The 24,377-nt window shown below is 61.0% G+C and carries 25 protein-coding genes; 13 read left to right on the top strand and 12 right to left on the bottom strand.

Annotated features, from left to right (window positions below):
* Positions 1 to 103: 103 nt before the first annotated feature.
* Positions 104 to 343 carry a DUF465 domain-containing protein gene (locus tag KL786_RS03840; RefSeq protein ID WP_215516802.1) on the top strand — a complete coding sequence of 80 codons (240 nt, stop codon included), beginning with the start codon at positions 104 to 106 and terminating at the stop codon, positions 341 to 343.
* A 145-nt stretch (positions 344 to 488) separates the two neighbouring features.
* Here the strand turns inward: KL786_RS03840 and hglS are convergent, their stop codons facing one another.
* The 3 genes from hglS to KL786_RS03825 all read right to left on the bottom strand — a co-directional run bounded on the left by hglS (position 489) and on the right by KL786_RS03825 (position 3,120).
* Positions 489 to 1,859 carry a 2-oxoadipate dioxygenase/decarboxylase HglS gene (gene hglS / locus KL786_RS03835; RefSeq protein ID WP_215516801.1) on the bottom strand — a complete coding sequence of 457 codons (1,371 nt, stop codon included), beginning with the start codon at positions 1,857 to 1,859 and terminating at the stop codon, positions 489 to 491.
* Positions 1,860 to 2,038: 179 nt separating this feature from the next.
* The gene (locus tag KL786_RS03830; protein ID WP_215516800.1) at positions 2,039 to 2,353 is read right to left on the bottom strand and encodes an SCP2 sterol-binding domain-containing protein; all 315 of its coding nucleotides are present in this window, start codon (positions 2,351 to 2,353) and stop codon (positions 2,039 to 2,041) included.
* A gap of 56 nt (positions 2,354 to 2,409) precedes the next feature.
* Positions 2,410 to 3,120, bottom strand: a complete 711-nt coding sequence (locus KL786_RS03825) for a histidine phosphatase family protein (protein WP_215516799.1) — start codon at positions 3,118 to 3,120, stop codon at positions 2,410 to 2,412.
* A 193-nt stretch (positions 3,121 to 3,313) separates the two neighbouring features.
* On the opposite strand from KL786_RS03825, the gene sohB reads away from it, so the two are divergent.
* Entirely contained in the window at positions 3,314 to 4,336 is a 1,023-nt protein-coding gene (sohB, locus tag KL786_RS03820; RefSeq protein ID WP_215516798.1) for a protease SohB, read from the top strand.
* A gap of 76 nt (positions 4,337 to 4,412) precedes the next feature.
* On the opposite strand, the gene KL786_RS03815 is transcribed toward sohB, so the two are convergent.
* Positions 4,413 to 5,954 carry an MFS transporter gene (locus tag KL786_RS03815; RefSeq protein WP_215516797.1) on the bottom strand — a complete coding sequence of 514 codons (1,542 nt, stop codon included), beginning with the start codon at positions 5,952 to 5,954 and terminating at the stop codon, positions 4,413 to 4,415.
* 150 nt (positions 5,955 to 6,104) lie between these two features.
* Between KL786_RS03815 and KL786_RS03810 the strand changes: the two genes are divergently transcribed.
* Positions 6,105 to 6,980, top strand: a complete 876-nt coding sequence (locus KL786_RS03810) for a LysR family transcriptional regulator (RefSeq protein WP_065944354.1) — start codon at positions 6,105 to 6,107, stop codon at positions 6,978 to 6,980.
* A 10-nt stretch (positions 6,981 to 6,990) separates the two neighbouring features.
* Here KL786_RS03810 and dhaL read toward each other — a convergent pair whose 3' ends face one another.
* The 7 genes from dhaL to KL786_RS03775 form a co-directional block, all read right to left on the bottom strand.
* Complete coding sequence (dhaL, locus tag KL786_RS03805; protein ID WP_215516796.1) at positions 6,991 to 7,638, bottom strand: dihydroxyacetone kinase subunit DhaL; 648 nt, start codon at positions 7,636 to 7,638, stop codon at positions 6,991 to 6,993.
* A 3-nt stretch (positions 7,639 to 7,641) separates the two neighbouring features.
* A complete protein-coding gene (locus KL786_RS03800; protein WP_215516795.1) occupies positions 7,642 to 8,643 on the bottom strand; it encodes a dihydroxyacetone kinase subunit DhaK in 1,002 nt (333 codons plus the stop codon).
* 156 nt (positions 8,644 to 8,799) lie between these two features.
* Positions 8,800 to 9,915, bottom strand: coding sequence for an MDR/zinc-dependent alcohol dehydrogenase-like family protein (locus KL786_RS03795; protein WP_215516794.1), 1,116 nt, complete (start codon positions 9,913 to 9,915; stop codon positions 8,800 to 8,802).
* Positions 9,916 to 9,941: 26 nt separating this feature from the next.
* Positions 9,942 to 10,697 (bottom strand): SDR family oxidoreductase, encoded by a 756-nt coding sequence (locus tag KL786_RS03790; RefSeq protein ID WP_215516793.1) that lies wholly within the window; start codon positions 10,695 to 10,697, stop codon positions 9,942 to 9,944.
* 148 nt (positions 10,698 to 10,845) lie between these two features.
* Complete coding sequence (locus KL786_RS03785; RefSeq protein WP_032857235.1) at positions 10,846 to 11,856, bottom strand: substrate-binding domain-containing protein; 1,011 nt, start codon at positions 11,854 to 11,856, stop codon at positions 10,846 to 10,848.
* A gap of 55 nt (positions 11,857 to 11,911) precedes the next feature.
* Entirely contained in the window at positions 11,912 to 12,889 is a 978-nt protein-coding gene (locus KL786_RS03780; RefSeq protein ID WP_215516792.1) for an ABC transporter permease, read from the bottom strand.
* Positions 12,886 to 14,373, bottom strand: a complete 1,488-nt coding sequence (locus KL786_RS03775) for a sugar ABC transporter ATP-binding protein (RefSeq protein WP_032857233.1) — start codon at positions 14,371 to 14,373, stop codon at positions 12,886 to 12,888. The genes KL786_RS03780 and KL786_RS03775 overlap by 4 nt, the downstream gene beginning before the upstream one ends.
* 282 nt (positions 14,374 to 14,655) lie before the next feature.
* Between KL786_RS03775 and rpiB the strand changes: the two genes are divergently transcribed.
* The 3 genes from rpiB (at position 14,656) to KL786_RS03760 (ending at position 18,118) form a co-directional block, all read left to right on the top strand.
* Positions 14,656 to 15,117: a ribose 5-phosphate isomerase B gene (gene rpiB, locus KL786_RS03770; protein ID WP_032857232.1), complete on the top strand. Its 462-nt coding sequence runs from the start codon at positions 14,656 to 14,658 to the stop codon at positions 15,115 to 15,117.
* A gap of 63 nt (positions 15,118 to 15,180) precedes the next feature.
* The gene (locus KL786_RS03765; protein ID WP_029293725.1) at positions 15,181 to 16,161 is read left to right on the top strand and encodes a sugar-binding transcriptional regulator; all 981 of its coding nucleotides are present in this window, start codon (positions 15,181 to 15,183) and stop codon (positions 16,159 to 16,161) included.
* Positions 16,162 to 16,555: 394 nt separating this feature from the next.
* Complete coding sequence (locus KL786_RS03760) at positions 16,556 to 18,118, top strand: TerC family protein (protein ID WP_215516791.1); 1,563 nt, start codon at positions 16,556 to 16,558, stop codon at positions 18,116 to 18,118.
* Here KL786_RS03760 and KL786_RS03755 read toward each other — a convergent pair.
* The gene (locus KL786_RS03755) at positions 18,115 to 18,477 is read right to left on the bottom strand and encodes a thioredoxin family protein (RefSeq protein WP_215516790.1); all 363 of its coding nucleotides are present in this window, start codon (positions 18,475 to 18,477) and stop codon (positions 18,115 to 18,117) included. The two genes, KL786_RS03760 and KL786_RS03755, sit on opposite strands and share 4 nt — an antisense overlap.
* A 334-nt stretch (positions 18,478 to 18,811) precedes the next feature.
* Between KL786_RS03755 and KL786_RS03750 the strand changes: the two genes are divergently transcribed.
* The 7 genes from KL786_RS03750 to KL786_RS03720 all read left to right on the top strand — a co-directional run bounded on the left by KL786_RS03750 (position 18,812) and on the right by KL786_RS03720 (position 24,280).
* Positions 18,812 to 19,660, top strand: coding sequence for a transporter substrate-binding protein (locus KL786_RS03750; RefSeq protein WP_065944348.1), 849 nt, complete (start codon positions 18,812 to 18,814; stop codon positions 19,658 to 19,660).
* Between the two features lie 52 nt (positions 19,661 to 19,712).
* Positions 19,713 to 20,375, top strand: a complete 663-nt coding sequence (locus KL786_RS03745; protein WP_215516789.1) for an amino acid ABC transporter permease — start codon at positions 19,713 to 19,715, stop codon at positions 20,373 to 20,375.
* A gap of 12 nt (positions 20,376 to 20,387) precedes the next feature.
* Entirely contained in the window at positions 20,388 to 21,038 is a 651-nt protein-coding gene (locus KL786_RS03740) for an amino acid ABC transporter permease (protein ID WP_032857223.1), read from the top strand.
* Positions 21,035 to 21,802, top strand: coding sequence for an amino acid ABC transporter ATP-binding protein (locus KL786_RS03735; protein ID WP_215516788.1), 768 nt, complete (start codon positions 21,035 to 21,037; stop codon positions 21,800 to 21,802). Before KL786_RS03740 ends, KL786_RS03735 begins: the two co-directional genes overlap by 4 nt.
* Before the next feature lie 15 nt (positions 21,803 to 21,817).
* Complete coding sequence (locus tag KL786_RS03730) at positions 21,818 to 22,207, top strand: RidA family protein (protein WP_032857221.1); 390 nt, start codon at positions 21,818 to 21,820, stop codon at positions 22,205 to 22,207.
* Between the two features lie 82 nt (positions 22,208 to 22,289).
* Positions 22,290 to 23,054 carry an IclR family transcriptional regulator gene (locus KL786_RS03725; RefSeq protein ID WP_215516787.1) on the top strand — a complete coding sequence of 255 codons (765 nt, stop codon included), beginning with the start codon at positions 22,290 to 22,292 and terminating at the stop codon, positions 23,052 to 23,054.
* Between the two features lie 17 nt (positions 23,055 to 23,071).
* A complete protein-coding gene (locus tag KL786_RS03720; RefSeq protein ID WP_215516786.1) occupies positions 23,072 to 24,280 on the top strand; it encodes an amino acid deaminase in 1,209 nt (402 codons plus the stop codon).
* Positions 24,281 to 24,377: the final 97 nt, after the last annotated feature.

Below are 24,377 nucleotides of genomic sequence, written 5' to 3'. Positions count from 1 at the left end.
CTTCTATGTCGGCCTGGGGAATTGACCCTGGGCATGACAAGAGGCCTATGGATGGGCTAGCTTCAAGGTGTACCAGTCATTGATTAACTTGCGGAGGTACTTCATGCCAGTGAAACATGATCTTTATCAGGATTTGGGGTTGAGCAAGGAAGATGTCCAGCAGCGTCGGGCAAACCACCATCGGTTGGATGTATTGCTTACCCAATATGACGTCGCCGACAAGGAGGTATTGGAAGCTGAATCCGCAAGTGCCAATGACGATGATGTTGAAAACCTGAAGAAGAAACGTCTTTTGATCAAAGATAAAATCGTTGAGCAGTTGGAGCAAACCAAGGGGCATTAGCCAGCGCTGGCGCGTGTCCATATTTGTTCAGAATTGACCAAAGGACAGCCGTCCCGCCACTGCCTATTATCCCAACCGTTCGCCCGACCCTGGGGCACGTTGACTGCGCATGGAATGCGTTGTGGTGTCGGGCGAACTCTTTTTTCTAGGTGCGCAGCGCCTGCAGGCAGGTGTCGATCGAGCGCTGCTGGGTGTCTGCATACAACTGCAACTCATCAATGGTCCGGCGACCCAGGGCCTGTTCAAATTCAGCCTGGTTGGCGTTGGCCGCGTAGTGACTCTGCGCCGTATCGCCCAGGTTCGACTGGAAAATCCCCGCCGCGCTGACCGGCAGAAAATCCTCGTATACCAAGGGTTCAATCGCCACGTAACCGGCCTCAAGCAGTGCGTCCAGGCTAGGTCGAGGGCTCTTGTCGGCTACGCGGCCCTTGTCGGTCACGAAGTAGCGAAAGAACGCCAACCCTTGTTCGCGCATGTCCCGGTAATTATCCGCAAAGGCCTGGAAGTGCTGTTCCATCAGTTCGCTGTAGCGTTGGGCGTTGGCTTCATTGGGAAAGGCGCCCAATTCGTCCCTGGCGGCGTTGAGTAGCTGGTCGTACAGCGCCCGGCCTTTGGGCGTCAGGGCCACGCCACGTTGTTCGATCTCGCCAAACCTTGCGCTGTGACTGCCTTTGGCATCGGTAAAGGCAATGGCTTCGTCGAGGGCCTTGAAGCTGGTCTGGCGCAGCAGGATCGGGCATTGACGGCGGGGTGGGCCTTCGATCACGGCCTTGGGGGTGATGCCTTTGCCGGGCATGTCGGCTTGTACGCGGTCGATGTCCAGGGTGCGCGGGGTCAGGTGATTGATGTGCGGGCCCTTGAAGGCCACCACGTCGGCAATCAACCGGTGCTGGTCGCTGAGTTGTTGGTATTGGGCGGCGCTGACCGTGGCGGTGTGGTGCCAGCGAAAGGTTTCCAGGGCCTGTTGGATAAAGGCCTGGGCATCACGGGCATTGAGGCCGCCGTCGGCTTCGGCCTGTTCGATCAGGGCCAGGGCCTGTGGGGTGAAAATCGAGCGCTTGGCCAGGGCGGCTTCGGCAAAGGCCCGCAGTTCAAGGTTTTCGATCAGCTCCAGGCGCAGCAGCGAAGTGAAGACCCGGAACGGGCTGGTTTGCAAGGCGCTTTCATGCACTGCGCGAAAGGCCGTGGAATGCACTGGCACGCCAGCCGGGGTGAGGTCGTAGTAGCCCACCGGCTGCATGCCCATCACCGCAAACAGGCGGTTGATGGTTGCCAGTTCAAGGGCGGTGCCCAGGCGGATGGCGCCGTGGCGCTCCATGTCCAGGCGCTGGATTTCACCGGTGCGCTGCAGTTGCTGCGCCAGACCGGTATCGTTTGCTAGCACCCGGGCATTGGTTTCGGCCACCAGCTCCAGCAACGCGCCATACAGCGGCACTTCCTCGCGGTACATGTCGGACATGGCCCTGGAGAAGTCTTTGCGGATGTCGTCGGGGCTGATATGGCGCGGGGTAGACATAGAAAAATTCCTGGCTGCGATAACGGTGGTATGGGCCGTAAGCCAGATTTTGTTGGGCGTTGCCTGTGGGCGCAAACGAAGATTCCTCTGGACTTCATTCTGCAAATGAATGAGCGCGACAGGCACAAACAAAAATCCCGCCTGGGTCGGCGGGATTGGTCAACCCAGGTTGCCCTGGATCAGGCCGGGAACAGCTCGCTCAGCTTCATCGCCAGCATCATGTCGCCTTCGGTGCGCAGCTTGCCGCCCATGAAGGCCTGCATGCCGTCGGTGGAACCGTCGACGATGCCTTGCATGGTTTCACCGTCCATGACCAAGGTCACTTGGGCGTCTGGGTTCTCGCCTTCTTGCAGTTCGCAAGTGTTGTCCTTGACGATCAGCGAGAAGTTCTTGGTGTCGTCGATACGGAAACCGAACACCAGGTCCAGGCCGTCGGCGGCGCTTGGGTTGAATTTGGCTTTCATTGCTTCTACGGCTTTAGCTACGTCAGTCATGGTTCGATCCTTTTATGGGTGGTGCCAGTGACCTTGGGGTCACGGTTGGCCGCAATTCATCGGAAGGTGATGAGCTGCGGCGCCTTCAACAGCTGCAAGTGGGTATGGCTGTTGAAGGAAGCCAGTGCCACTTCGCGACCACGGAACTTCAAGTGGTTGAGCGAAGTGTTGACAATCTGCCAGTTCAGCTCGAAAGCCTGGGCGGCAGGTATGTGGGTAATCAGGTGGAGTAGGGCGGTAATGGTCCCGCCAGAGGTAAATACCGCGATTTTGTGGGTGTTGTCGGCAGTCTCAAGCAGGCGTTGCAAGCCACCGCGGACGCGTTCGACAAACCCCAGCCAGCTTTCCAGGCCGGGCGTGTCGTAAGTCCCGCTCAGCCAGCGTTCGATGATCAGGGCGAAAATGCGCTGGAACTCACCACGGTTCTGGGGGGCGTTGCGCAGGGTCTCCAGGGCTTCGGGCTCGCTGTCGAGCAAGTCCGGGAGCAGGGCGCGGATGATTGCGTCAGCATCGAATTCGTTGAAGGCGCTGTCGATTTCCAGCGCAGGCACCGGCAAGCCCTGGGCGCCGATGGACTCGAACGCGGCGTTGGCGGTGTGCTGCTGACGACGCAGGTCGCCCGACACACAGCGGTCGAACGTCAGGCCCAGGTCAGCCAGGTGGCTGCCGAGGATCTGCGCCTGCTGCACACCAACGGGCGACAGCACGTCATAGTCGTCTGCACCGAAGGAGGCCTGGCCATGTCGAATCAAATAGATGCTGCCCACGTCCGTTCACCCGGTACGTTGAAAGTCTGGCGAGGTTATGAGGATGCCGGGAAGCTGTCAATGAAAAAACATACGCTTGTTTTAAAAGCTCGTTAGAGGCCCGTCTCAAGGGGTTTCAGCTCTGGCTCCCCGGCGGTCCCGTCGGTATGCTGGGGCGATCCGCGCCTGGCGCACCGTATCTGTAAGGAGTCCCATGGAGTTTTTGGCTGAGTATGCAAGTTTTCTGGCAAAAACCGTTACGTTGGTGGTCGCCATTCTGGTGGTACTGATCAGTTTTGCGGCGTTGCGCAGCAAGGGCCGGCGCAAGAATGCCGGGCAGTTGCAGGTCAGCAAGCTCAATGACTTCTACAAGGGCTTGCGCGAGCGCCTGGAGCAGACCCTGCTCGACAAGGATCAGCTCAAGGCCCTGCGCAAATCCCAGGGCAAGTCCGAGAAAAAACACAAGAAAACCCCTGAGGCCAAGCCACGGGTGTTTGTCCTGGATTTTGACGGCGACATCAAGGCCTCGGCCACCGAGAGCCTGCGTCATGAAATCACCGCGCTGCTGAGCCTGGCGACGCCCAAGGACGAAGTGGTGCTGCGCCTGGAAAGCGGCGGTGGCATGGTCCACAGCTATGGCCTGGCATCGTCGCAATTGGCGCGGATCCGCGAGGCGGGCGTGCCGTTGACGGTGTGCATCGACAAGGTTGCGGCCAGCGGTGGCTACATGATGGCGTGCATCGGCGAGAAGATCATCAGTGCCCCGTTTGCCATCCTCGGTTCCATTGGTGTGGTGGCTCAGCTCCCTAACGTCAACCGTCTGCTGAAGAAGCACGACATCGACTTTGAAGTGCTGACCGCTGGCGAATACAAGCGCACCCTGACCGTGTTTGGCGAAAACACCGAGAAGGGTCGGGAGAAGTTCCAGGAAGACCTGGACATCACCCATCAACTGTTCAAGAACTTCGTGTCGCGCTATCGCCCGCAACTGGCGATTGATGAAGTGGCCACCGGCGAAGTCTGGCTGGGTGTCGCGGCGCTGGACAAGCAACTGGTGGACGCCCTGCAGACCAGTGACGAATACCTGGCCACCAAGGCCAAGACCGCCGAGCTGTTCCACCTGCACTATGCCGAGCGTAAAAGCCTGCAGGAGCGCGTGGGCCTGGCAGCCAGCGGTTCGGTGGACCGGGTGCTGCTGGCCTGGTGGAGCCGCCTGACCCAGCAGCGTTTCTGGTAACACGGCCCCCGCCTCTGTAGGCGCGAGCTTGCTCGCGAAAAACTCAAGACCAGCGCGGTGATCCAACAGACCCGCGTTATCCTTGACGACCTTCGCGAGCAAGCTCGCTCCTACAGGGTGTGGGAATCGGATGCCTCATCAGCAGGCCTACCACCAGCGCCCCCAGCAGGCTCAACAGCCCCGCCACCCACAACACCCTGCCAAACCCACCGACAAACGCCTGCCATGCCAAAGGTTGCACCAGCCCCTGCGCCGATTCCGGCAGCAGCGCCATGGCCGCTGGCATGTCCCCGGCCACCACCCGCGAGGCAATCCCCGGTACTTGCGCCTGCCATTGCGCACCGAGGCTGGCGTGCAGCAGATGCTCGCTATGGCTGGCCAGCAGCGCCCCGTATACCCCGATCGCCAACATGATCGCGCTGAAGCGCATGGTGGTGCTCATGCCTGACGCCATGCCCGCACGGTCCCGCGGCACACACGCCATGATGTTTTTCTGGGTATCGCCATTGAGCAGGCCGGCACCGGCGCCGGTCACTGCAATTGCCAGGGCGAACGGTAGATAACCGCCGACACTCACGGCCCAGGCGCTGAGCAGGTTGCCGCTGCCCACCAGGGCCAGCCCGGCCGCCATCAGGGTGGCCGGGGCGAAGCGGCTGGCCAGGCGTGCGCCGATCCGCGGGCAGATCAGCATGGTCAGGGCAAACGGCAGCATGCCCAGACCCGAGGCAATCGCAGAAAATCCCAGGCCGTTTTGCAGGTAGAACGGCAGCAGCGTCATCATCACCTGCGCACAACCGGCATAGGCAAACATCCCGAGCAACGCGCCGATAAACCGTGGGTACTGGAACAGCTGCAGGTCTACCATCGGCCGGCGTTGCAAATGCTCGACCCACACAAACAGACCCAGCAGGAACGCGCCGCCGAGCAACCGCGCATAAGTCAGCGGGTTGTCCCAGCCGATCCGGTTGGCTTCGATCAGCCCCCAGATCAGGCACAACAGGCTGGCGCTGAAGGTCAGGCTGCCCCAGGGATCGAGGCGCGCCGATTGGCTGTCGCGCGATTGCGGTATGGCGTGCAGGACCAGCGCCAACAACGCCAGGCCTACCGGCAAGTTGAGGTAGAAAATCCAGCGCCAGCCCATGGAGTGGGTAATCAGGCCGCCGAGGGTCGGGGCGGCGGTCATCGCCACGCCCATGCAGGCGCCCCAGAAGGCCCAGGCCTTGGCCCGTTCCAGTTCATCGTGAAAGGCGTGGCCGATGGACGCCAGGGCTGAGGTCAGCAGTAATGCCGCACCGACACCTTTGACGGCGCGGGCGATATCCAGCAACAGCACGTTGGGGGCGGCGCCACAGCCCAGGGAGGCGAGGATAAAAATAGCCAGGCCCCAGAGCAGGGTTTTCTTGCGGCCGAAGCGGTCGGCAATGCTCCCGGCCGGCAACAGCAGGGCGGCGAACGCCAGCATATAGGCGCTGACCACCCATTCGATGTCGGCGAAATTGGCCCCCAGGTCGCGGGCAATTGTCGGCAGGGTCACGGCGACGATATTGGTGTCGAGGACAATCAGCGAACAGACCCCAGAGGCGGTCAACAGGGTAAGGCGTGGGCTGACCTGGCTCATGGCGTGATTACCTGGCAGGCAACAGGCAAGGTGCAATTGACGGGCATGATGAGGACTCTCTATTGTGGGCATCCTGTCAGCTTATCGTCGGCGCCCAGTGAATCTGTTAGCCGAAGCGAAGCACATCATTACCTTTGAGCTAATCCTGCAATGGAAATACGCCATTTCCGCTACTTCCTGGCCGTTGCCCGGCACCGCAACTTCACGCGTGCCGCCGAGCAGTTGGACATTGCCCCGCCCACTTTGAGCCGGCAGATCCAGGATATGGAGCGTGCCTTGGGCACTCGCCTGTTTATCCGCCGCCAGCGCGACGTCAGCCTGACGGAGGCGGGCACTGCGCTGTTGGCCGAAGCCGAGGCCACCGTGCGCCAGTTCGAGTTTGCCCAGCGCAATGCACAGCGCGCCGGGCGTGGCGAGATCGGCCATATCGAGTTGGGTTATGTCGCGTCGGCGGTGTATTCGGGAGTGTTGCAACGGCAGGTCCAGGCATTTTGCGCAGAGTTTGCCGATGTCAGCCTCAGCGTACGGGAAAGCCCCATGGCCCTGTTGCCGGGGCTGGTGGCCGAGGGGCGCTACGACATTGGCTATATTCGCTCACCGATGACCTTGCCCGACGGTGTGGAGGCGCTACGCCTGGGCAGCGAAGGTTTTGTCCTGGCGCTGCCCCAGGGGTCGTGGCTGCTGGGTTTGAAGGCGATCACCTGCGAGCACTTGCAGAACGAGACCTTCATCCTGCCCGAGCAAATCAGCGGCACCTTGCAGGTGGCCGCGCAAGGCGGGTATGCCCCGCGCCTGGGGCCGCAGCCGGGAGGCCTGGTGGCGGTGATTGCCCTGGTGTCGCTGGGGCAGGGCGTGGCGGTGGTGCCGGAGTCGGTGGTGGGGCATGTCAGCCTGCCGGGTGTGCAATACCGCAACATCCAGGGCAGCGATGCCTCGTCGTGGCTGTCGCTGATTTACCGGCGCTTTGAAAAGGCCCCGGCGGTGGCGCGGTATATCCAGCACGTCAAACATAACCCCACTTTGTAGGTGTCGGTTCCTACAGGGTCAGTCGGGGTTGGATCGAGTCTGCCAGTCGCGTGAGGATCAGGCAGCAGGACACCGCCCCGGCATCCAGTACCCCCAGCGAGCGTTCGCCCAGGCGGCTGGCGCGGCCGATCTTGGCCACCAGGTCCTTGGTCGAGTCGCGGCCCTGGGAGGCTGCAGTTTTCATCGCGTCCAGGGCATCACCGAAGGAGGCGCCCGCTGCCTGCGCCCGCTCAAACGCCTCCACCGCCGGAATCAGGGTATCCATCAAGCACTTGTCGCCCACACCGGCTTCGGTGATGTCCTGCAACGAAGTCAGGCCGCCGCGCAGTAAATGGGCGAAGGTGGCGCCATCGATGTCTTCGCAGCCGCGTACTTCGTCGGCCATGCCGATAAACAGGCTGCCATACAGCGGTCCCATGGAGCCACCGATGCCTTCCATCAGGCTCAAGGTCAGTTCATCCAGGGCCTCGGCCAGGGTCAACTGCCGGCCTTCGATGGTGCGGCCGCAATGGGCGAAGCCTTTGGCCATATTGATGCCGTGGTCGCCATCGCCAATCGCGCCGTCGACTTCGCTGAGGTACTCACGGTTGGCGACGATCACGCTGACCAGGTCGGTGACAATTGCACTGCCATCGTGGGTAGAAAAATGCTGGCTCATGGTTTATTCCGCCTGGGTCATGCCGATGGAGCGGCAAGGTTGGTCGATCAGGGTTTTCAGCTCGGCATCCAGGCCTAGCAGGGTCAGGGTCACGCCCATCATTTCCAGGGAGGTGAAGTAGTTGCCGACGTAGCAACGATGGATCTTCAGGCCCAGGGCCTTGAGCTGGCTTTCGACTTCGGCGTAGAAAATGTACAGCTCCATCACTGGCGTCGCGCCCAGGCCCGAGACCAGCACCACCACGCTGTCGTCCTGGCTGAAGTCACGGTCGGCGAGGATCGGTGCCAGCATGCGCGCGGCCATGGCGGCGGCGGATTCGATCGGAATCACTTCGATCCCGGGTTCGCCGTGGTGGCCGATACCCAATTCCATCTGGCCGTCGGGGATCTGGAAGTTCGGCTTGCCCACTGCCGCAATGGTGCAGGGTGTGAGGCCGATACCGATGGAGCGACAGTGATCGACGGCCTTCTGCGCGACGCGAATCACTCCATCCAGGTCGTAGTGCTGCGCGGCGGCGGCACCGCCGATCTTCCACATGAAAATCTCCCCGGCCACCCCGCGACGCTTGGCGATATCGGCCTTGGGCGCCGACGCAACGTCATCGTTGGCGACTACGGTGCGGATCTGCATATCTTTGCTGGCGGCCATTTTCATCGCCAGCTTCACGTTCATATTGTCGCCGGCATAGTTGCCGTACAGGCAAGCCACGCCGGCCCCATGGTCGGCGGCGCGGAAGGCGTCGAAAAAGCTCTTGGCGGTGGGCGAAGAGAAGATTTCGCCGACGGCCACGGCGTCCACCAGGCCGGGGCCGACATAGCCGAGAAACGCCGGCTCATGGCCCGAGCCGCCACCGGTGACGATGCCGACGCAGCCCTGGCTGGAGGGCTTGGCCTTGCTGATCACGCGGGGATTGGTGTCGCTCTGGCGCAGTTCGGGATGGGCGACCAGAATGCCGCGCAGCATGTCCTCGACCACTTGGTCCGGATCGTTGATGACTCGATTCATAACGCGGGTTCCTGTTCTTGTTGTGAGCAACTGACTGTAGGAGCGAGCTTGCTCGCGAAAAACGTTAACGCTAACGCGGGCTGCCTGGATGAGTGCGTCGCCCTCAGGTTTTTCGCGAGCAAGCTCGCTCCTACAGTAAAAAGCGGTTGGGGTGTTTTAGGGTTCGAGCACAACCTTCAAGGACTTGTCCCCACGCTCCATCACCGCAAACGCTTCCTTGAAATCCGCCAATGCAAACTTGTGGGTCACCACGTCGCGCATGTCGATCTTGCGCTTACCGATAAAGTCGATGGCCCGTGGGTACATGTAGGGGCCCAGGTGCGAACCCAGCACATCCAGTTCCTTGCGGTCGCCAATGATCGACCAATCTACCGTGGCCTCGTCGTTGAATACGCTGAATTCGACAAAGCGCCCCAGCTTGCGCAGCATCGCCAGGCCCTGGTTCACCGCCTTGTGGTGCCCGGTGGCTTCGATATAGATATCGCAGCCATAACCGTCGGTGATTTCGCGGATTTTTGCCAGTACATCCACCTCGGCCGGGTTCCAGACCTCGTCGGCGCCCATGCGCAGGGCCAGTTCGGCGCGTTCGGGTTTCATGTCGAGCACGATCAGGCGTTTCGGGTTGCGCATGCGCACCGCGCCGATGATGCCCAGGCCCAGGGTGCCGGCGCCGGCCACCACCACAATATCGTCGAAATCCACATTGGCCCGTTCCGCCGCGTGCAGCGAGCAGGCCAGGGGTTCGATCAGGATCGCCTCGTCTGGCGCGATGGAATCCGGCACCTGGTGGATGATGCCTTCCTTGGTGAAGATCATGTACTGGGCCATGGCGCCCTGGACGTTGTTCTGGAAACCGTAGAGGTCGTGTTTCTGGCACATCCAGTACTGGCCGTGGTTGCAGAAGCGACAACCCCAGCAGGGCACGATCTGCTCGGAAATCACCCGGTCGCCAACCTTCACCCCACGCTTTTCGGCGCCGGGACCCAGGGCGACCACGCGGCACACAAACTCATGCCCGGGAATCATCGGCGGCTTGACGTAGCGCGGCTGCTCGGCGTCGCCCCAGAACGATGGTGCGCCGCGATAGGTCTTGATATCGCCCATGCAGATGCCACACAGCTCGACCTTGGTCAGGATTTCGTCGGGGCCGGGTGTCGGGACGTCGACGGTTTCCAGGCGATAGTCTTCCGGGCCGTGGCACACCACGGCCTGCATGGTCTTGGGGATTATCGGGTTGAGTTGTTCGGCGGTACGTTCGGTGGCAGTGGACATGACAAACCTCGCGACGAATAGATGGGTTACTGAATGCTGTAGCCGCCGTCGATCACCATATTGGCGCCGGTGATCATCTGGGCCGCGTCACTGAGCAGGTACAACGCCAGCCCGGCGATTTCATCCGGCTGGGCAAAACGGCCAGCCGGGATCTGCAACTTGGCCCGTTCGCCCACCTCGCCAGCCCAGGCTTTCTTGCCCAGGGCAGTCTCGACAATGGTCGGGGAGATGGCATTTACATTGATGTGCGGTGCCCATTCCATGGCCAGTACCTTGGTCATGCCGACAATCGCCGCCTTGCTCGCGCAATACGCCACATGTCGATCCAGGCCGATCACCGCTGCCTGGGAGGCCAGGTTGACGATGCGCCCGCTGCCTTGGGCCAGCATGTATTTGGCACAAGCCTGGGCTACGAAGAAGCTGGCCTTGAGGTTGATGTCCAGGGTGATGTCCCAGGCGTTTTCGCTGACGTCGATGGCCTTGTCCAACATCACCACGCCGGCGCTGTTGACCAGGTAGTCCAGGCGTTTGAAGTGCGCGAACACGGAGTCGATGCTGCTCTGCACCTGGTCCAGCTGGCGCAGGTCGACGACGATCCCCAGATGCCCGGCGCCGAGGCTGGCGGCGACTTCGGCCACGGCCGGATCACGGTCGAGCAAAGCCACGCGCGCGCCGCGCTCCACCAACAGGCTGGCGCACGCCAGGCCAATCCCCGCGGCCCCGCCGGTGATCACGGCGCAGCGGCCACTGAGGTCGAAGGCTTGGTTCCAGAATCCAGACATTGGTTTAACTCCATTCTCAAAAACAGTGGAGATCAAATGTGGGAGCTGGCTTGCCTGCGATAGCATCGACTGGGTAACCCTGATACACCGAGGTGCTCGCATCGCAGGCAAGCCAGCTCCCACACTGGGCTGTATTTCAACTCAATATTTATTTAGTGCCACTGACCTGCTGGTACAGCGCATCCGCATTCGCAGTGGTCACGGGCACCCACGGCAGGATGTAGCTCTTGGCGGTGCCGTCGCCCCATTGCACGTCCTTGGCATAGCGCTCCCAAATCACGGATCGCGGCTTGTAGTCCTTGCCGGCCAGGGCGCGCAGGGCTACGTCCAGGGCGCCTTGGGATTGCGCCTGGGCGTCTTGCAGAAAGGTGGTGATTTCGTTTCTCTTCGCAGCCTGGATGGCATCCGGCATGCCGTCGATGGACGTCACCGGTACTTCGGTGGGCGTCAGTCCGCGGGACTTCACCGCTTGCAGGGCGCCGAGGGCCATGTCGTCGTTTTGCGCGATGATCCCGGAGATGCCGCCATTGGGATGGGCATTGAGCCAGTCTTCGGTCAAGGCCAGGGCTTCGGCCCGGGACCAGTTGGCGGTCTTCATCTCGATAATCTTGATCTGCGGGTGCTTGTTCAGTACCTCCATCTCGCCCCGTTCCCGGTCGATCTGGGCCGACTGGCCAATCGGCCCCTGGATGATCGCCACATTGCCCTTGCCTTTGAGTTGCTCGACCATGGCCTGGGCCTGGAGCCGGCCACCCTCGACGTCATCGTTGCCCACGTAAGGAATTTTGGGGTCTGCCAGCTTGGCATTGGAGGCAATTACCGGGATGTCTTCGGCCATTGCCCGGGTCACGGTACCGATGCCGGCCTTGGTATCGATGGGGACAAACAGGATTGCATCGAAGCGCTGGGTGATCATGGTTTCGATCTGGTTGTTCTGGGTCAGCGCATCGTAGTTGCCATCGAATACGGTGATTTGCACGCTGCCGTCCTTGACCGCCGGGTGCTCTTTGAGTTCGCGCACCCAGTTCTGCATGAATTGGCCCTTGAGGCCGTAGACGGCGGCGCCGATCTTGTAGGGCTTGCCTTCGGCGGCCAGGGTGATGCTGCTGGCGAGCAGGGTGAGGGCCGCAACGGCGGCAAATGATGTAGCGAATTTCATGATGAGAACTCCGTTTATTGTTGTGGTCGTTCAGTTCGTTTCAGAGGAAAAGCGACTAGCGTTTTTTCTTGCGCCACACGTCAATCAACACCGCGAGCACGATGATCAGGCCCTTGGCGACTTGCTGGTAATAGGAGGACACGCCGAGCAGGTTCAGGCCGTTGTTGATCACCCCGATCAGCAGGGCGCCGAACAGCGTGCCGACGATGGTGCCGATGCCGCCGGACAAGCTGGTACCGCCGATCACCACGGCGGCAATCGCATCCAGCTCATAAGACATGCCGGCCTGGGGCAGGGCGGAGGTGGTGCGTGCTGCCAGAACGACACCCGCCAGGCCCGCCAGCAGCCCAGAGACCACGTACACCGAGAACGTCACCTTGCGCACCCCAATCCCCGAGGTGCGTGCGCTCTTTTCGTTGCCGCCTACTGCGTAGATGTAGCGTCCGTAAGTGGTGTAGCGCAGCACCATCCAGAAAATCAGCGCGACCACGGCAAAGATGATCACCGGCACGCCAATCGGCCCGAACTTGCCGATGCCCAGGGCCAGGTAGGCGTCCGGCAGGTCGGTGACCGGGCTGCCGTCGTTGAGGATGAAGGTCATGCCCCGGGCAATGCTGAGCATGCCCAGGGTCGCGACGAAGGGCGGGATCGACAGGTTGGCCACCATGAAACCGTTGACCACCCCCAGCATCGCGCCGGCAAACATCCCGGCGCTGACGGCGGCCAGCAAGCCGTAGCCCTGGGTCGCGACCAGGGCGCTGCACAGGCCGGCGAAGGCGAGGATCGAGCCTACCGAGAGGTCAATGCCCTTGGTCAGGATCACATAGGTCATGCCTACAGCGAGGATGCCGTTGATCGAGGTCTGGCGCAGGATGTCCATCCAGTTGCGCCAGGTCATGAAGTACTCGCTGGAAAACGCCATGACCACACACAGCAGGATAAACACCAGCGGCAGGCCAAAGCGGTCGAGGGAAAGGCGCAGGCGGCTGCGCGCGGGGGTGGTCAACGGAGCGGCAATGGTTTTGGCATTCATGAGGCAAGACTCAACAAGGCTTCCTGGGAAAGGGCGGTGTCGCTGCTGATAGTCACCAGCCGGCCACCCTTGAAGACAGCGATACGGTCACTCAGGTGCAGCAGTTCCGGGGCTTCCGACGACACCACGATGGCCGCGCCACCGGCGCGCACGAACTGGTCCAGCAAGTGATAGATCTCCTGTTTGGCGCCTTCATCGATACCCCGGGTCGGCTCATCGCACAGCAGGCACACCGGTTGGGTCGACAGGCATTTGGCAAGCACCACCTTCTGTTGATTGCCGCCGCTCATGGACGCCACCGGCAGGTCCAGGGAGGTGGTCTTGATTTGCAGGCGCTTGACCATGTCTTCGGCCAACTGGTTTTCCTTGCGTGCATTGATCAGCGACCAGCTCGACAGCTGCTTGTACGCCGATAATGCGATGTTTGAGAGGATGCTGGAGCTGAGCACCAGGCCGCTTTCCTTGCGGTCCTCGGTGACCAGGGACATGCCGGCGCGGATGGTCGCCTTAGGCAGCCCGATGGGCATCGGCTTGCCTTGCAGGGTGACGCTGCCGGCATCCGGGGTGGTCAGGCCGTAAATGCAATTGAGGAACTCGCTGCGCCCCGAGCCCATCAGGCCATAGATGCCGAGGATTTCGCCCTGGCGCAATTGCAGGCTGATGTCCTGGAATTCGCCGCTGCGGCTCAGGCCCTGGACGTCCAGGCAGCACTCGGCGGCGCTTTCACGCCCGGCCTTGTGGTCGATACGTGTCAGTTCCTGGCCGACGATGCCACGTACCAGATGGGCGCGATCGATATCGGCCATACGCCCGCTTTCGACGAAGGCGCCGTCACGGAAGATGCTGTAGTCGTCGGCGATCTGCGCCAGCTCGCTGAGGCGATGGGACACATAGACGATGCCGGCGCCACGGGCGGTGAGGCGGCGGATGGCCTTGAACAGGGTTTCGGCCTCACGCTCGCCGATGGCGGAGGTGGGCTCGTCCATGATCATCACCTGGCAGTCATGGCTGAACGCCTTGGCGATCTCCACCAGTTGAATCTGCGCCACGCTCAGGCGGTGCATGGGGGCGGTGGCCTCGACCTCGAACTCCAGGCTTTCCAGCAACTCGCGGGTGCGCCGGTTCAGTTCCTTGCTGTCGACGATGCAGCCGGCGCGCCGTGGTTCGCGGCCCAGCCAGATGTTCTCGGCGACGGTCATGTAGGGGATCGGCTCCAGCTCCTGGGTGATCATCGCGACCCCCGCCGCCAGCGCTTCACTGGGGCGATGGAAATGCACAGGGGCGCCATTGAGCAGGATGTTGCCGGCATCACGCTGGGTGATGCCCATCAGGATACTGAGGAACGTGGATTTGCCGGCGCCGTTGCCGCCGCACAGGGCATGCACACTGCCGGCCCGCAGCGAGAGACGGCCGTCACGCAGGGCAGGGATGCCGGCGTAGGCCTTGGCGACGTGTTCAGCCTGGAGCAGTAATGGCGTAGCCATCGGCGTGTCCTCGTGCTGTGAATTCTTATTAGGTACACAGTCGTGTTGCTGCGTGATCATATGTGTACCAAATGAAATTCTGATCAGTCAATCTCTTTCACTGAAAACTTGTAATTGCCTGCCAGCTCTTAATTCGTGGCGTTTTAGAGGGGTTTGACTGGCGGGTCAGTTAAAACGTGCTTGACAGTTGCGAGGGAATATCCGAGAAATGACTGATAGAAATTTCACAGAGTGATCATATGATCAGTCTTAAGTTTCACCACGGCAGCGGAGCCTAATGTCATGAACTCACCTTTCCCGGTGGCTATCGGATGTGACGAAGCAGGTTATGAGCTCAAGGAACTGTTGAAGCGCCATATCGAGGCGTTGGGGTATCCGGTGACCGACTTTGGTACCCATTCCACGGCGCCCGTGCTCTACCCGGACATTGCGCTGGCAGTGGCCACGGCCATCAACGCCGGGCAACAACGCCTGGGGGTGCTGGTCTGTGGCACGGGCATCGGCATGGCCATCTCGGCCAACAAAGTCCTGGGGATTCGTGCGGCCCAGGCCCACGACACCTATTCGGCGGAGCGGGCGCGCAAGAGCAACGATGCGCAGATCTTGTCCATTGGTGCGCGGGTGGTCGGGGCGGAACTGGCCAAGAGCATCGTCACCGCGTTTCTGGCCTCGGAGTTCGAGGCGGCGCGCTCCGGGGCCAAGGTCGAGCGCATCAATGCCATTGAGCGTGATGGGCATCAGTAGTGGACGTGGCGGGGCAAGAGTCGGGAGAATGCGCCTTTGACGCCGAAACGGAAGCCCGTCCCCATGAGTGACAGTACCCTGCGCACCGCCAGCGATATCGATCTGATGACCGAAGTGGCGATGCTCTATTACCTTGAGAACGTCACTCAGGAAGCCATCGCCAAGCGCTTTGACCTGTCCCGCGCGAAAGTCAGCCGGCTGCTCAAGCGTGCGCGCGATGAAGGGATTGTCGAGGTGCGGGTGTTGCAGCATCCGGCAATGAACAATGAATTGGAGCAGGCGCTGGTGGAGCGCTTCCAGCTGGACCGTGCGTTGATCGCGGTCGATCACAGCGACGCCGACACCCAGCGCTCCGCCGTGGCCAGCCTGGTGGCCAACTACCTGAACAAGACCCTGGGCGACGGCATGATTGTCGCCGTGGGCATGGGGCGCAATGTGGGGGCGGTGGCCGATAACGTGTTTTTGCCGGTGACGCGCAACTGCACGTTTGTCTGCGCCATTGGCGGTTCGCTCAAGGCGGGCGAATACATGAACCCCGACCATATCTGCCGGCGCCTGGCCCTGCGCTTTGGCGGCGAGAGTGAAAGCCTGTATGCCCCGGCGCTGGTCGCCAACCCGGAACTGCGCAGCGTGCTGATCAGCAACGACACCGTGCGCTCCACCCTGGACCGCGCGCGCCGCGCCGATATGGCGCTGATCGGCATCGGTGACATGAGCGAAAACAGCAATATGGTGCGCATGGGCTGGTTCTCACCCCAGGAAATCGCCCAGGCCCGCTTGTCCGGCACAGTGGGCGACATGATGGGCTACGATTTTATCGACATCCATGGCCAGCCGGCGGTCAACGCCATTCAAGGGCGGGTGATCGGCTTGACGGTACAGGAGCTGTTCCGTATTCCTGATGTAGTGGCAATCGCCAGTGAAAATACCAAGGCGGCGGCGACGCTGGGGGCGTTACGCTCGGGGGTGATCAATACCCTGGCAACCACAGTGACCAATGCCCACACCATCCTGGCGCTAGACGATGCAACCCGCAAAACCTGATACACCATGGGTCAAAATGTGGGAGCGGCGGTGCGACGATTCGACTTGCTCGCGAAGGCGGTGTATCAGTCAATCTATCTTGTGACTGATGCGCCGCCTTCGCGAGCAAGCCCGCTCCCACATGGGAATGTGCGTCGCTAGGTTACAGATCTTGTAATAGTTTTAAATTGTAGGGAATTTGTATTTCGGCTGTAGGATTAAAGTCCTTTTCTCACAGCAGGACTTGCATGAACACCCTCTCGGAGCCCCCCAGTCGTCTTTCCCCAAGACCTCTACTGTCGTTGTTCCCGCTGAAACATCCTGTATTCCGACTGCTAACCTATTCCCGGTCACCTGATCGCGTTTTGCCGTGCCCGGCATTCTGAATATCAAATAAAGAGACAGAGATTTTTATATGGAATGGTTAGCGGATCCAACGGCCTGGCTCGGCCTGTTGACCTTGATTGTGCTGGAACTGGTACTGGGCATCGACAACCTGGTGTTTATCGCGATCCTGGCAGACAAACTGCCGCCGGAGCAGCGCGACCGTGCGCGGTTGATCGGTTTGTCCCTGGCGCTGATCATGCGCCTGGGCCTGTTGGCGAGTATTTCCTGGTTGGTGACCTTGACCCAGCCGTTGTTCGAAGTGTTCGACAAGAGCTTCTCCGGACGCGACCTGATCATGCTGTTTGGTGGTGTGTTCCTGTTGTTCAAGGCCACCATGGAGTTGCATGAGCGGCTCGAAGGGCATATCACCGAGCGTACCGGCAATGCGGCCTACGCGATGTTCTGGCCGATCGTGGCGCAGATCGTGGTGCTGGATGCGGTGTTCTCCCTCGACGCGGTGATTACTGCGGTTGGCATGGTGGATGAACTGGCGGTGATGATGATCGCGGTGATCGTGTCCATCGGCGTAATGATCGTGGCCAGCAAGCCGCTGACCCGCTTCGTCAATGCGCACCCGACAGTGATCATGCTGTGCCTGGGCTTCTTGATGATGATCGGTTTCGCCCTGACCGCCGAAGGCCTGGGCTTCCATATCCCCAAAGGCTACCTGTACGCGGCCATCGGTTTCTCGATCCTGATCGAGGTGTTCAACCAGATCGCCCGGGCACGTCGCAAGAAGTCCGCGCAAGGCCTGCGACCGATCCGTGAGCGCACGGCCCATGCGGTCATGCGCTTGCTGGGTGGTCGCAGCCTGGCGGTGGAAGAAGTGGGTGAAGACGTTACCGACCTGCTCGATGGCGGCGATAACCCTCAAGGCCCGCTGTTCGACCGTCGTGAACGGATCATGATCAGCGGTGTGCTGCAATTGGCCGAGCGGCCGATCCGCACCTTGATGACGCCACGGGCGAATGTCGACTACATCGATCTGGCTGACGATCCGGAGACCACTCGCCTGAAACTGATGCACTCGTCCTACTCGCGATTGCCGCTGATCCGTAACGGCGCGGTGGATGAGCCATTGGGCTTCGTGCACAAGAAGGAATTGCTCAAGGAGTACCTGGCCGGCAATGAGCCCAACCTGGAACACTTGGCGCGTCGGGCGATCAACCTGCTGGACAGCTTCTCGATCCTCAACGCCCTGGAGCAGATGCGCCAGGAGTCGACGCACATTGCCTTCGTGATCAACGAATTCGGCGACTTCATGGGAGTGTTGAGCATGACCGACATTCTTGAGTCCATCGCCGGTGAGTTGCCGGATGCCAGTGAAGTGGAAGGGCCGGACATCGTCGAAGAGCAGGGCGGTTACCGCGCCAACGGTGCGTTGAACCTGAGCCTGATTCGCCAGCGTACCGGTTTCCAGGCGGTGGCCACCGAGGATTACCAGACCCTTGCGGGCCTGGTCATGAGCCTGTTGGATCGCCTGCCGGTGGTGGGGGACAGCCTGGAGCACGAAGGCTGGCGCCTGACCGTGGCAGCGGTGGAGGAGCGGCGGGTGACGCAGGTGCTGTTGACCCCTGTTTCGGTGGGTTAACGAGGCTTTGCGCGTTTGGTCGGCACACCCCGGGTGTGCCGCTCGAAGGTTCTCTTCAGGGTCTGCTCCTGGGTCTCCCAGGGGCCGAACCCCTTGAGTTTTTCGACCAGCCTGCCGTTCTTCAAGATCAGCAGCGTTGGTGTGCCGGTCACCTCGGGATGGCGTGGGGTCTGGGTCGTATCCAGCACATAAAGCGCAACCTGGCGGCGATAACGTCCGGCCACTTTGCTGAACAGTGGCTTGGCCGCACCGCATGCCGGGCACTGGGGCGATACAAAGAGCATGAATACCGTACGTTGGGTCTCCAGCGCACTTCTATACGCATCCGCGTCGTCGATTACCGTGTTGATCAACCCCATGACAAGCTCCCTTTATGCCCATGGCTGTGTGCTGAACGCTAAGCGAGGCGGGTGGGCGGGTCTACTGTCAGAGTTCACAGGTAGCGCCTCTGATGTGTGCAAATGCGCACTCAAATAGAACCTTCCACCTTCGGTTGGGGCGCACGGTAGCAATCTGCCTGCCGAAGCTTGCGCAATGTGGTTCCGTTGAACCCTGCGTATCTGACTGATTTAAAACAGATTCAAGGCATCGATATTTTTCTGTTACTGGCTGTGGCACACTTTCTGCTGTCTATTCCGTTGTTACATACCAAGTTCCGGTATAGCGGAATACACAACTTCTGGAGTGCTTGTCATGCATCACCGACCTTCCGTGTTCAAAGCGTGTGTTTTTCTCTTCGCCGCGCAGGCGTCTTTTGCAGGCCTGGTGCAGGCGGCAGACGGCAAACTCGACAGCGTGCTCTCCCGTGGGCACCTGATCGTCGGTACAGGCAGTACCAATGCGCCGTGGCACTTCCAGGGAGCGGATGGCAAGTTGCAGGGGTTTGATATCGATATCGGGCGCATCGTCGCCAAGGGCCTGTTCAACGACCCGAGCAAAGTCGAGTTTGTGGTGCAGTCTTCCGATGCGCGGATTCCCAACCTGCTGACCAACAAAGTCGACATGAGCTGCCAGTTCATTACCGTCACCGCCAGCCGCGCGCAGCAAGTGGCATTCACCCTGCCGTACTACCGCGAAGGCGTCGGCCTGCTGTTGCCGGCCAACAGCAAGTACAAGGAAATCGAAGACCTGCAAGCGGCGGGCGACGATGTCACCGTGGCCGTGCTGCAAAACGTCTACGCCGAAGAACTGGTCCACCAGGCACTGCCCAAGGCCAAGGTCGACCAGTACGACAGCGTCGACCTGATGTACCAGGCCGTGAACTCCGGGCGTGCCGACACCGCCGCCACCGACCAGTCTTCGGTCAAGTACCTGATGGTGCAGAACCCCGGTCGCTACCGTAGCCCTACCTACGCCTGGAGCCCGCAAACCTATGCGTGTGCGGTCAAGCGTGGCGACCAGGACTGGCTGAACTTCGTCAACACGGCCCTGCATGAAGCCATGACCGGCGTTGAGTTCCCGACCTACGCCGCATCGTTCAAACAGTGGTTTGGTGTCGATCTGCCGACCCCGGCGATTGGTTTTCCCGTCGAGTTCAAATGAATTGTGAGCGCGGGGCGTCGTTGCTGGCGTCCCGGTCAAGGTATTGCCGACCATGAACTATCAGTTGAATTTTGCCGCGGTATGGCGTGATTTCGACACCTTGCTGGTGGGGCTCGGCCTGGGCCTGCAACTGGCCTTGCTGTCGATTGCCATCGGCTGCGTGATCGGCCTGTTGATGGCCTTTGCCATGCTGTCCAAACACCGCGCGTTGCGCATCCTGGCCTCGGTGTATGTGACGGTGGTGCGCAACACGCCGATCCTGGTGCTGATCCTGTTGATCTACTTCGCCTTGCCCAGTCTGGGCATCCGCCTGGACAAGATCCCCTCGTTCATCATCACCCTGTCGTTGTACGCCGGCGCCTACCTGACCGAAGTGTTCCGTGCCGGCCTGTTGAATATTCCCAAGGGCCTGCGCGAAGCCGGCCTGGCGATTGGCCTGGGTGAGTGGCAGATCCGCGCCTATATCAGCGTGCCAGTGATGCTGCGCAATGTGCTGCCGGCCCTGTCGAACAACTTTATCTCGCTGTTCAAGGACACCTCCCTGGCGGCCGCGATTGCCGTGCCGGAGCTGACCTATTACGCCCGCAAGATCAATGTCGAAAGCTACCGGGTGATTGAAACCTGGCTGGTGACGACTGCGCTCTATGTGGCTGCCTGTTACCTCATCGCCATGCTGCTGCGTTACCTGGAGCAGCGTTTGGCGATCCGTCGATAAGAGGGGTTTTCCATGTATTGGCTGCATGAGTTGTGGATCGCCCGGGAAACCCTCTGGACTGGGTTCCAGACCAGCGTGTATTGCTCGGTGCTGGCGATTATCTTCGGCACCCTGATCGGCATCGTCGCCGGGCTGGTGCTGACCTACGGCAAGTTCTGGATGCGTGCGCCGTTTCGCCTGTACGTCGATCTGATCCGTGGCACCCCGGTGTTTGTGTTGGTGCTGGCCTGTTTCTACATGGCGCCGGCGCTCGGCTGGCAGATCAGTGCGTTCCAGGCCGGCGCCCTGGGCCTGACGCTGTTTTGCGGCTCCCATGTCGCCGAGATTGTGCGCGGTGCGCTGCAAGCCATTCCCCGTGGGCAACTGGAGGCCGGCAAGGCCATCGGGCTGACCTTCTACCAGTCCCTGGGGTATGTGTTGTTGCCCCAGGCGCTGCGGCAGATTTTGCCGACCTGGGTCAATTCCTCCACTGAGATCGTCAAGGCCTCGACCCTGTTGTCGGTGATCGGCGTTGCCGAATTGCTGTTGAGTACCCAGCAAGTCATCGCCCGGACCTTCATGACCCTGGAGTTCTACCTGTTCGCCGGGTTTCTGTTCTTTGTCATCAACTACGCCATCGAGTTATTCGGGCGCTACATTGAAAAGCGGGTGGCCTTGCCATGAATCAACCATTGCTCAACATCAGCGGCCTGCGCAAGCAATATGGCGCGGTGGAAGTCCTCAAGGGCGTCGATCTGTCGCTGCAACGTGGCAACGTCGTGACGTTGATCGGCTCCAGCGGCTCGGGCAAGACCACACTGCTGCGTTGCGTCAACCTGCTGGAAGAGTTCCAGGGTGGGCAGATCACCCTCGACGGTGAGTCCATCGGTTACCGCGATGTCGCCGGCAAACGCGTGCGCCATCCGGAAAAAGTCATCGCCCAACATCGCGCCATGACCGGCATGGCGTTCCAGCAATTCAACCTGTTCCCTCATCTGACCGCGTTGCAGAACGTTACCCTGGGCCTGCTCAAGGTCAAGAACATGGGCAAGGACGAAGCGGTGGCCCTGGCAGAAAAATGGCTGGAGCGCGTCGGCCTCCTGGAACGGCGCAACCACTTCCCCGGTCAGTTGTCTGGCGGCCAGCAGCAACGCGTGGCAATTGCCCGGGCGATTGCGATGAACCCGAGCCTGATGCTGTTCGACGAAGTGACCTCGGCGCTGGACCCGGAGTTGGTGGGCGAAGTGCTCAGTGTGATCAAGAACCTGGCGCAAGAAGGCATGACCATGCTGTTGGTGACCCATGAAATGCGCTTTGCCTACGAGGTCTCGGACAACATCGTATTTATGAACCAGGGCCGGATTGAAGAGCAGGGGCCGCCGAAGGCTATCTTCGAGCGCCCGCAATCACCGCGCCTGGCGGAATTTCTGAAAAATATTCGTTTTTAATCAAGGAGCAACTTTATGAGCATTACTCGTTACGGCGCCGGCAGCACTGCAGGTGGCGGCCAACCCCGCCCGTTCGCCCGCGCGGTGGAAGCGGATGGCTGGTTGTATGTGTCCGGGCAGGTGCCGGCGGTGGAGGGCGAAATCATCAATGGCGGGATTGTCGAGCAGACCCACCAGACCATGAAGAACGTCGTCGCGATCCTGGAAGAGGCCGGTTATGGTCTTGAAGACGTGGTGCGTGTCGGTGTATGGCTGGAAGATCCACGGGATTTCTGGAGTTTCAACAAGGTGTTCGGCGAATACTTCACCCCCGAACATGCCCCGGCCCGGGCCTGTGTGCAGGCGAACATGATGGTCGATTGCAAGGTTGAGATCGATTGCGTGGCCTACAAGAAAAAAGGCTAAATGCCCGATCTGAAGACCACTCAAACCCAATCCCACAGGGGGTTGGGTGCAAGCCCTATGATTTTCCGGACCGAAGACTGCCATGACCGAAGACACCATCAAACGCCGCGCCAAAGGCCTCGACCGAGCGTTCGATATCCTCGATTTTCTCAAGGAAGTCGGCCAGCCCCTGCGCCCCAACGATATCGCCAGCGGCATCGGCAGCCCCAAGTCCACGGTCTATGAGCTGGTCGCGTCCCTATTGGAGCGGCGGATTCTCGAAGCGGTGGGCAAGGACGGCCACGTCTACCTGGGCCGCCAGCTGTACTTCCTCGGCCAGGCCCACTTGCGCCATTTCGACCTGACCCGCGAGGCCGATCACGCCCTGCAGGAGATCGTCAGCCAGACCCATGAAACGGCGCAGATGTGCCTGCTCAACGGGCGTAAATACACGGTGGCGCTGATGCGCGAGGGCGAGCGGCATTTCCGCATTTCCTCGGACATCGGTGAGAACGCGCCAATCCCCTGGACGGCTTCCGGGCGCCTGTTACTTGGGCACTTGAGCGACCAGCAGATTATCGACTTGATCGACCACGATGACTTCATCCTGCCGGACGGCCAGCGCCTGTCCCTGGAGACTTTCCTCGGGCAAATCCGCCAGGCCACGGTCGATGGTTTTTTCTCCTTCGACAGCGTCGCCGACACCTTTACCCACTGCTTTGCCGCCCCGGTACGCGATGCCCAGGGTATCGCCATTGCGACCCTGTGCATCGTCGCTCCACGGGCCGACGCCAAGAACAACTACAACGACTATCGCCGGGTGCTGATCGAAAGCGCCAACAATCTGGCCCGGCGCATCAACGAATAGCAAAACGGAGTAACCCCATGTCTGCCTTCAATGCTGTTGAAAAAGGCGCTGCTGCCAGCGGTGCCCACCTGGTGCGCGACGTCAGCCTGCCAGCCCTGGTGCTGCACCGTGCTGCACTGGAACACAACATTCGCTGGATGCAGGACTTTGTCAGCAAAAGCGGCGCGCAACTGGCGCCCCATGGCAAGACCAGCATGATGCCGGCGCTGTTTGAGCGTCAGTTGGCGCAAGGCGCCTGGGGCATCACCCTGGCCACGGCAGTACAGACTCGCGCGGCCTATGCCGGCGGGGTGCGTCGGGTGTTGATGGCCAACCAATTGGTGGGCGCACCGAACATGGCGTTGATCGCCGAGCTGTTGACTGACCCGGGTTTTGACTTCCATTGCATGGTCGACCACCCGGACAACGTGGCTGACCTCGGTGCGTTCTTCGCTGCCCGTGGCCTGCGCCTGAACGTGATGATCGAGTACGGCGTGGTCGGCGGGCGCTGCGGTTGCCGCAGCGAGCAAGAGGTGCTGGACCTGGCACGGGCGATCAAGGCCCAGCCGGCCCTGGCGCTCACAGGTATCGAAGGTTACGAAGGGGTGATCCATGGCGAGCATGCCATCCGTGGTATCCGCGAGTTTGCCGCGTCCCTGGTGCGCCTGGCGGTGGATATGCAGAACAGCGGTGCCTTCGACCTGGGCAAACCGATCATCACCGCCTCGGGGTCGGCCTGGTATGACCTGATCGCCGAGTCCTTCGCCGCGCAAAATGCCGAGGGGCGTTTCCTCAGCGTGCTGCGCCCTGGCAGCTATGTGGCCCACGACCATGGCATCTACAAGGAGGCGCAATGCTGTGTACTCGACCGGCGCAGCGACCTCAGCGAAGGCTTGCGCCCGGCCCTGGAAGTCTGGGCTCATGTGCAGTCGTTGCCGCAGCCGGGGTTTGCGGTGATTGCCCTGGGCAAGCGTGACGTGGCCTATGACGCCGGCTTGCCGGTGCCGCTCAAGCGCTACAAGGCCGGCGTGCTGCCGGCGGCGGGCGATGATGTGAGTGGGTGCAAGGTCACGGCGGTGATGGACCAGCATGCGTTCATGAGTGTGGCGGCGGGGGTTGAGCTGCGCATTGGCGACATCATCTCCTTTGGCACCTCGCACCCGTGCCTGACCTTCGATAAGTGGCAGGTGGGGTGCCTGGTGGATGAGCAGTTGCAGGTGGTTGAGTCGCTGCGTACCTGCTTCTAGACCGCGGCCCACTGTAGGAGCGAGCTTGCTCGCGAAAATCGTCAACGATAACGCTGGCTATCTGATAACCCGTGGCGATCTTGAGTTTTTCGCGAGC

Source organism: Pseudomonas sp. TAE6080 (assembly GCF_018732265.1).
GTDB lineage: Bacteria > Pseudomonadota > Gammaproteobacteria > Pseudomonadales > Pseudomonadaceae > Aquipseudomonas > Aquipseudomonas brenneri.
This window is presented reverse-complemented; position numbering and strand designations above follow the sequence as displayed.

Bases quoted from the DNA above. Each gene is read 5' to 3' on its own strand.
- KL786_RS03840 (WP_215516802.1), top strand. From the start codon at position 104: ATGCCAGTGAAACATGATCTTTATCAGGATTTGGGGTTGAGCAAGGAA.
- hglS (WP_215516801.1), bottom strand. From the start codon at position 1,859: ATGTCTACCCCGCGCCATATCAGCCCCGACGACATCCGCAAAGACTTC.
- KL786_RS03830 (WP_215516800.1), bottom strand. From the start codon at position 2,353: ATGACTGACGTAGCTAAAGCCGTAGAAGCAATGAAAGCCAAATTCAAC.
- sohB (WP_215516798.1), top strand. From the start codon at position 3,314: ATGGAGTTTTTGGCTGAGTATGCAAGTTTTCTGGCAAAAACCGTTACG.
- KL786_RS03815 (WP_215516797.1), bottom strand. From the start codon at position 5,954: ATGAGCCAGGTCAGCCCACGCCTTACCCTGTTGACCGCCTCTGGGGTC.
- KL786_RS03810 (WP_065944354.1), top strand. From the start codon at position 6,105: ATGGAAATACGCCATTTCCGCTACTTCCTGGCCGTTGCCCGGCACCGC.
- dhaL (WP_215516796.1), bottom strand. From the start codon at position 7,638: ATGAGCCAGCATTTTTCTACCCACGATGGCAGTGCAATTGTCACCGAC.
- KL786_RS03800 (WP_215516795.1), bottom strand. From the start codon at position 8,643: ATGAATCGAGTCATCAACGATCCGGACCAAGTGGTCGAGGACATGCTG.
- KL786_RS03795 (WP_215516794.1), bottom strand. From the start codon at position 9,915: ATGTCCACTGCCACCGAACGTACCGCCGAACAACTCAACCCGATAATC.
- KL786_RS03790 (WP_215516793.1), bottom strand. From the start codon at position 10,697: ATGTCTGGATTCTGGAACCAAGCCTTCGACCTCAGTGGCCGCTGCGCC.
- KL786_RS03785 (WP_032857235.1), bottom strand. From the start codon at position 11,856: ATGAAATTCGCTACATCATTTGCCGCCGTTGCGGCCCTCACCCTGCTC.
- KL786_RS03780 (WP_215516792.1), bottom strand. From the start codon at position 12,889: ATGAATGCCAAAACCATTGCCGCTCCGTTGACCACCCCCGCGCGCAGC.
- KL786_RS03775 (WP_032857233.1), bottom strand. From the start codon at position 14,373: ATGGCTACGCCATTACTGCTCCAGGCTGAACACGTCGCCAAGGCCTAC.
- rpiB (WP_032857232.1), top strand. From the start codon at position 14,656: ATGAACTCACCTTTCCCGGTGGCTATCGGATGTGACGAAGCAGGTTAT.
- KL786_RS03765 (WP_029293725.1), top strand. From the start codon at position 15,181: ATGAGTGACAGTACCCTGCGCACCGCCAGCGATATCGATCTGATGACC.
- KL786_RS03760 (WP_215516791.1), top strand. From the start codon at position 16,556: ATGGAATGGTTAGCGGATCCAACGGCCTGGCTCGGCCTGTTGACCTTG.
- KL786_RS03755 (WP_215516790.1), bottom strand. From the start codon at position 18,477: ATGGGGTTGATCAACACGGTAATCGACGACGCGGATGCGTATAGAAGT.
- KL786_RS03750 (WP_065944348.1), top strand. From the start codon at position 18,812: ATGCATCACCGACCTTCCGTGTTCAAAGCGTGTGTTTTTCTCTTCGCC.
- KL786_RS03745 (WP_215516789.1), top strand. From the start codon at position 19,713: ATGAACTATCAGTTGAATTTTGCCGCGGTATGGCGTGATTTCGACACC.
- KL786_RS03740 (WP_032857223.1), top strand. From the start codon at position 20,388: ATGTATTGGCTGCATGAGTTGTGGATCGCCCGGGAAACCCTCTGGACT.
- KL786_RS03735 (WP_215516788.1), top strand. From the start codon at position 21,035: ATGAATCAACCATTGCTCAACATCAGCGGCCTGCGCAAGCAATATGGC.
- KL786_RS03730 (WP_032857221.1), top strand. From the start codon at position 21,818: ATGAGCATTACTCGTTACGGCGCCGGCAGCACTGCAGGTGGCGGCCAA.
- KL786_RS03725 (WP_215516787.1), top strand. From the start codon at position 22,290: ATGACCGAAGACACCATCAAACGCCGCGCCAAAGGCCTCGACCGAGCG.
- KL786_RS03720 (WP_215516786.1), top strand. From the start codon at position 23,072: ATGTCTGCCTTCAATGCTGTTGAAAAAGGCGCTGCTGCCAGCGGTGCC.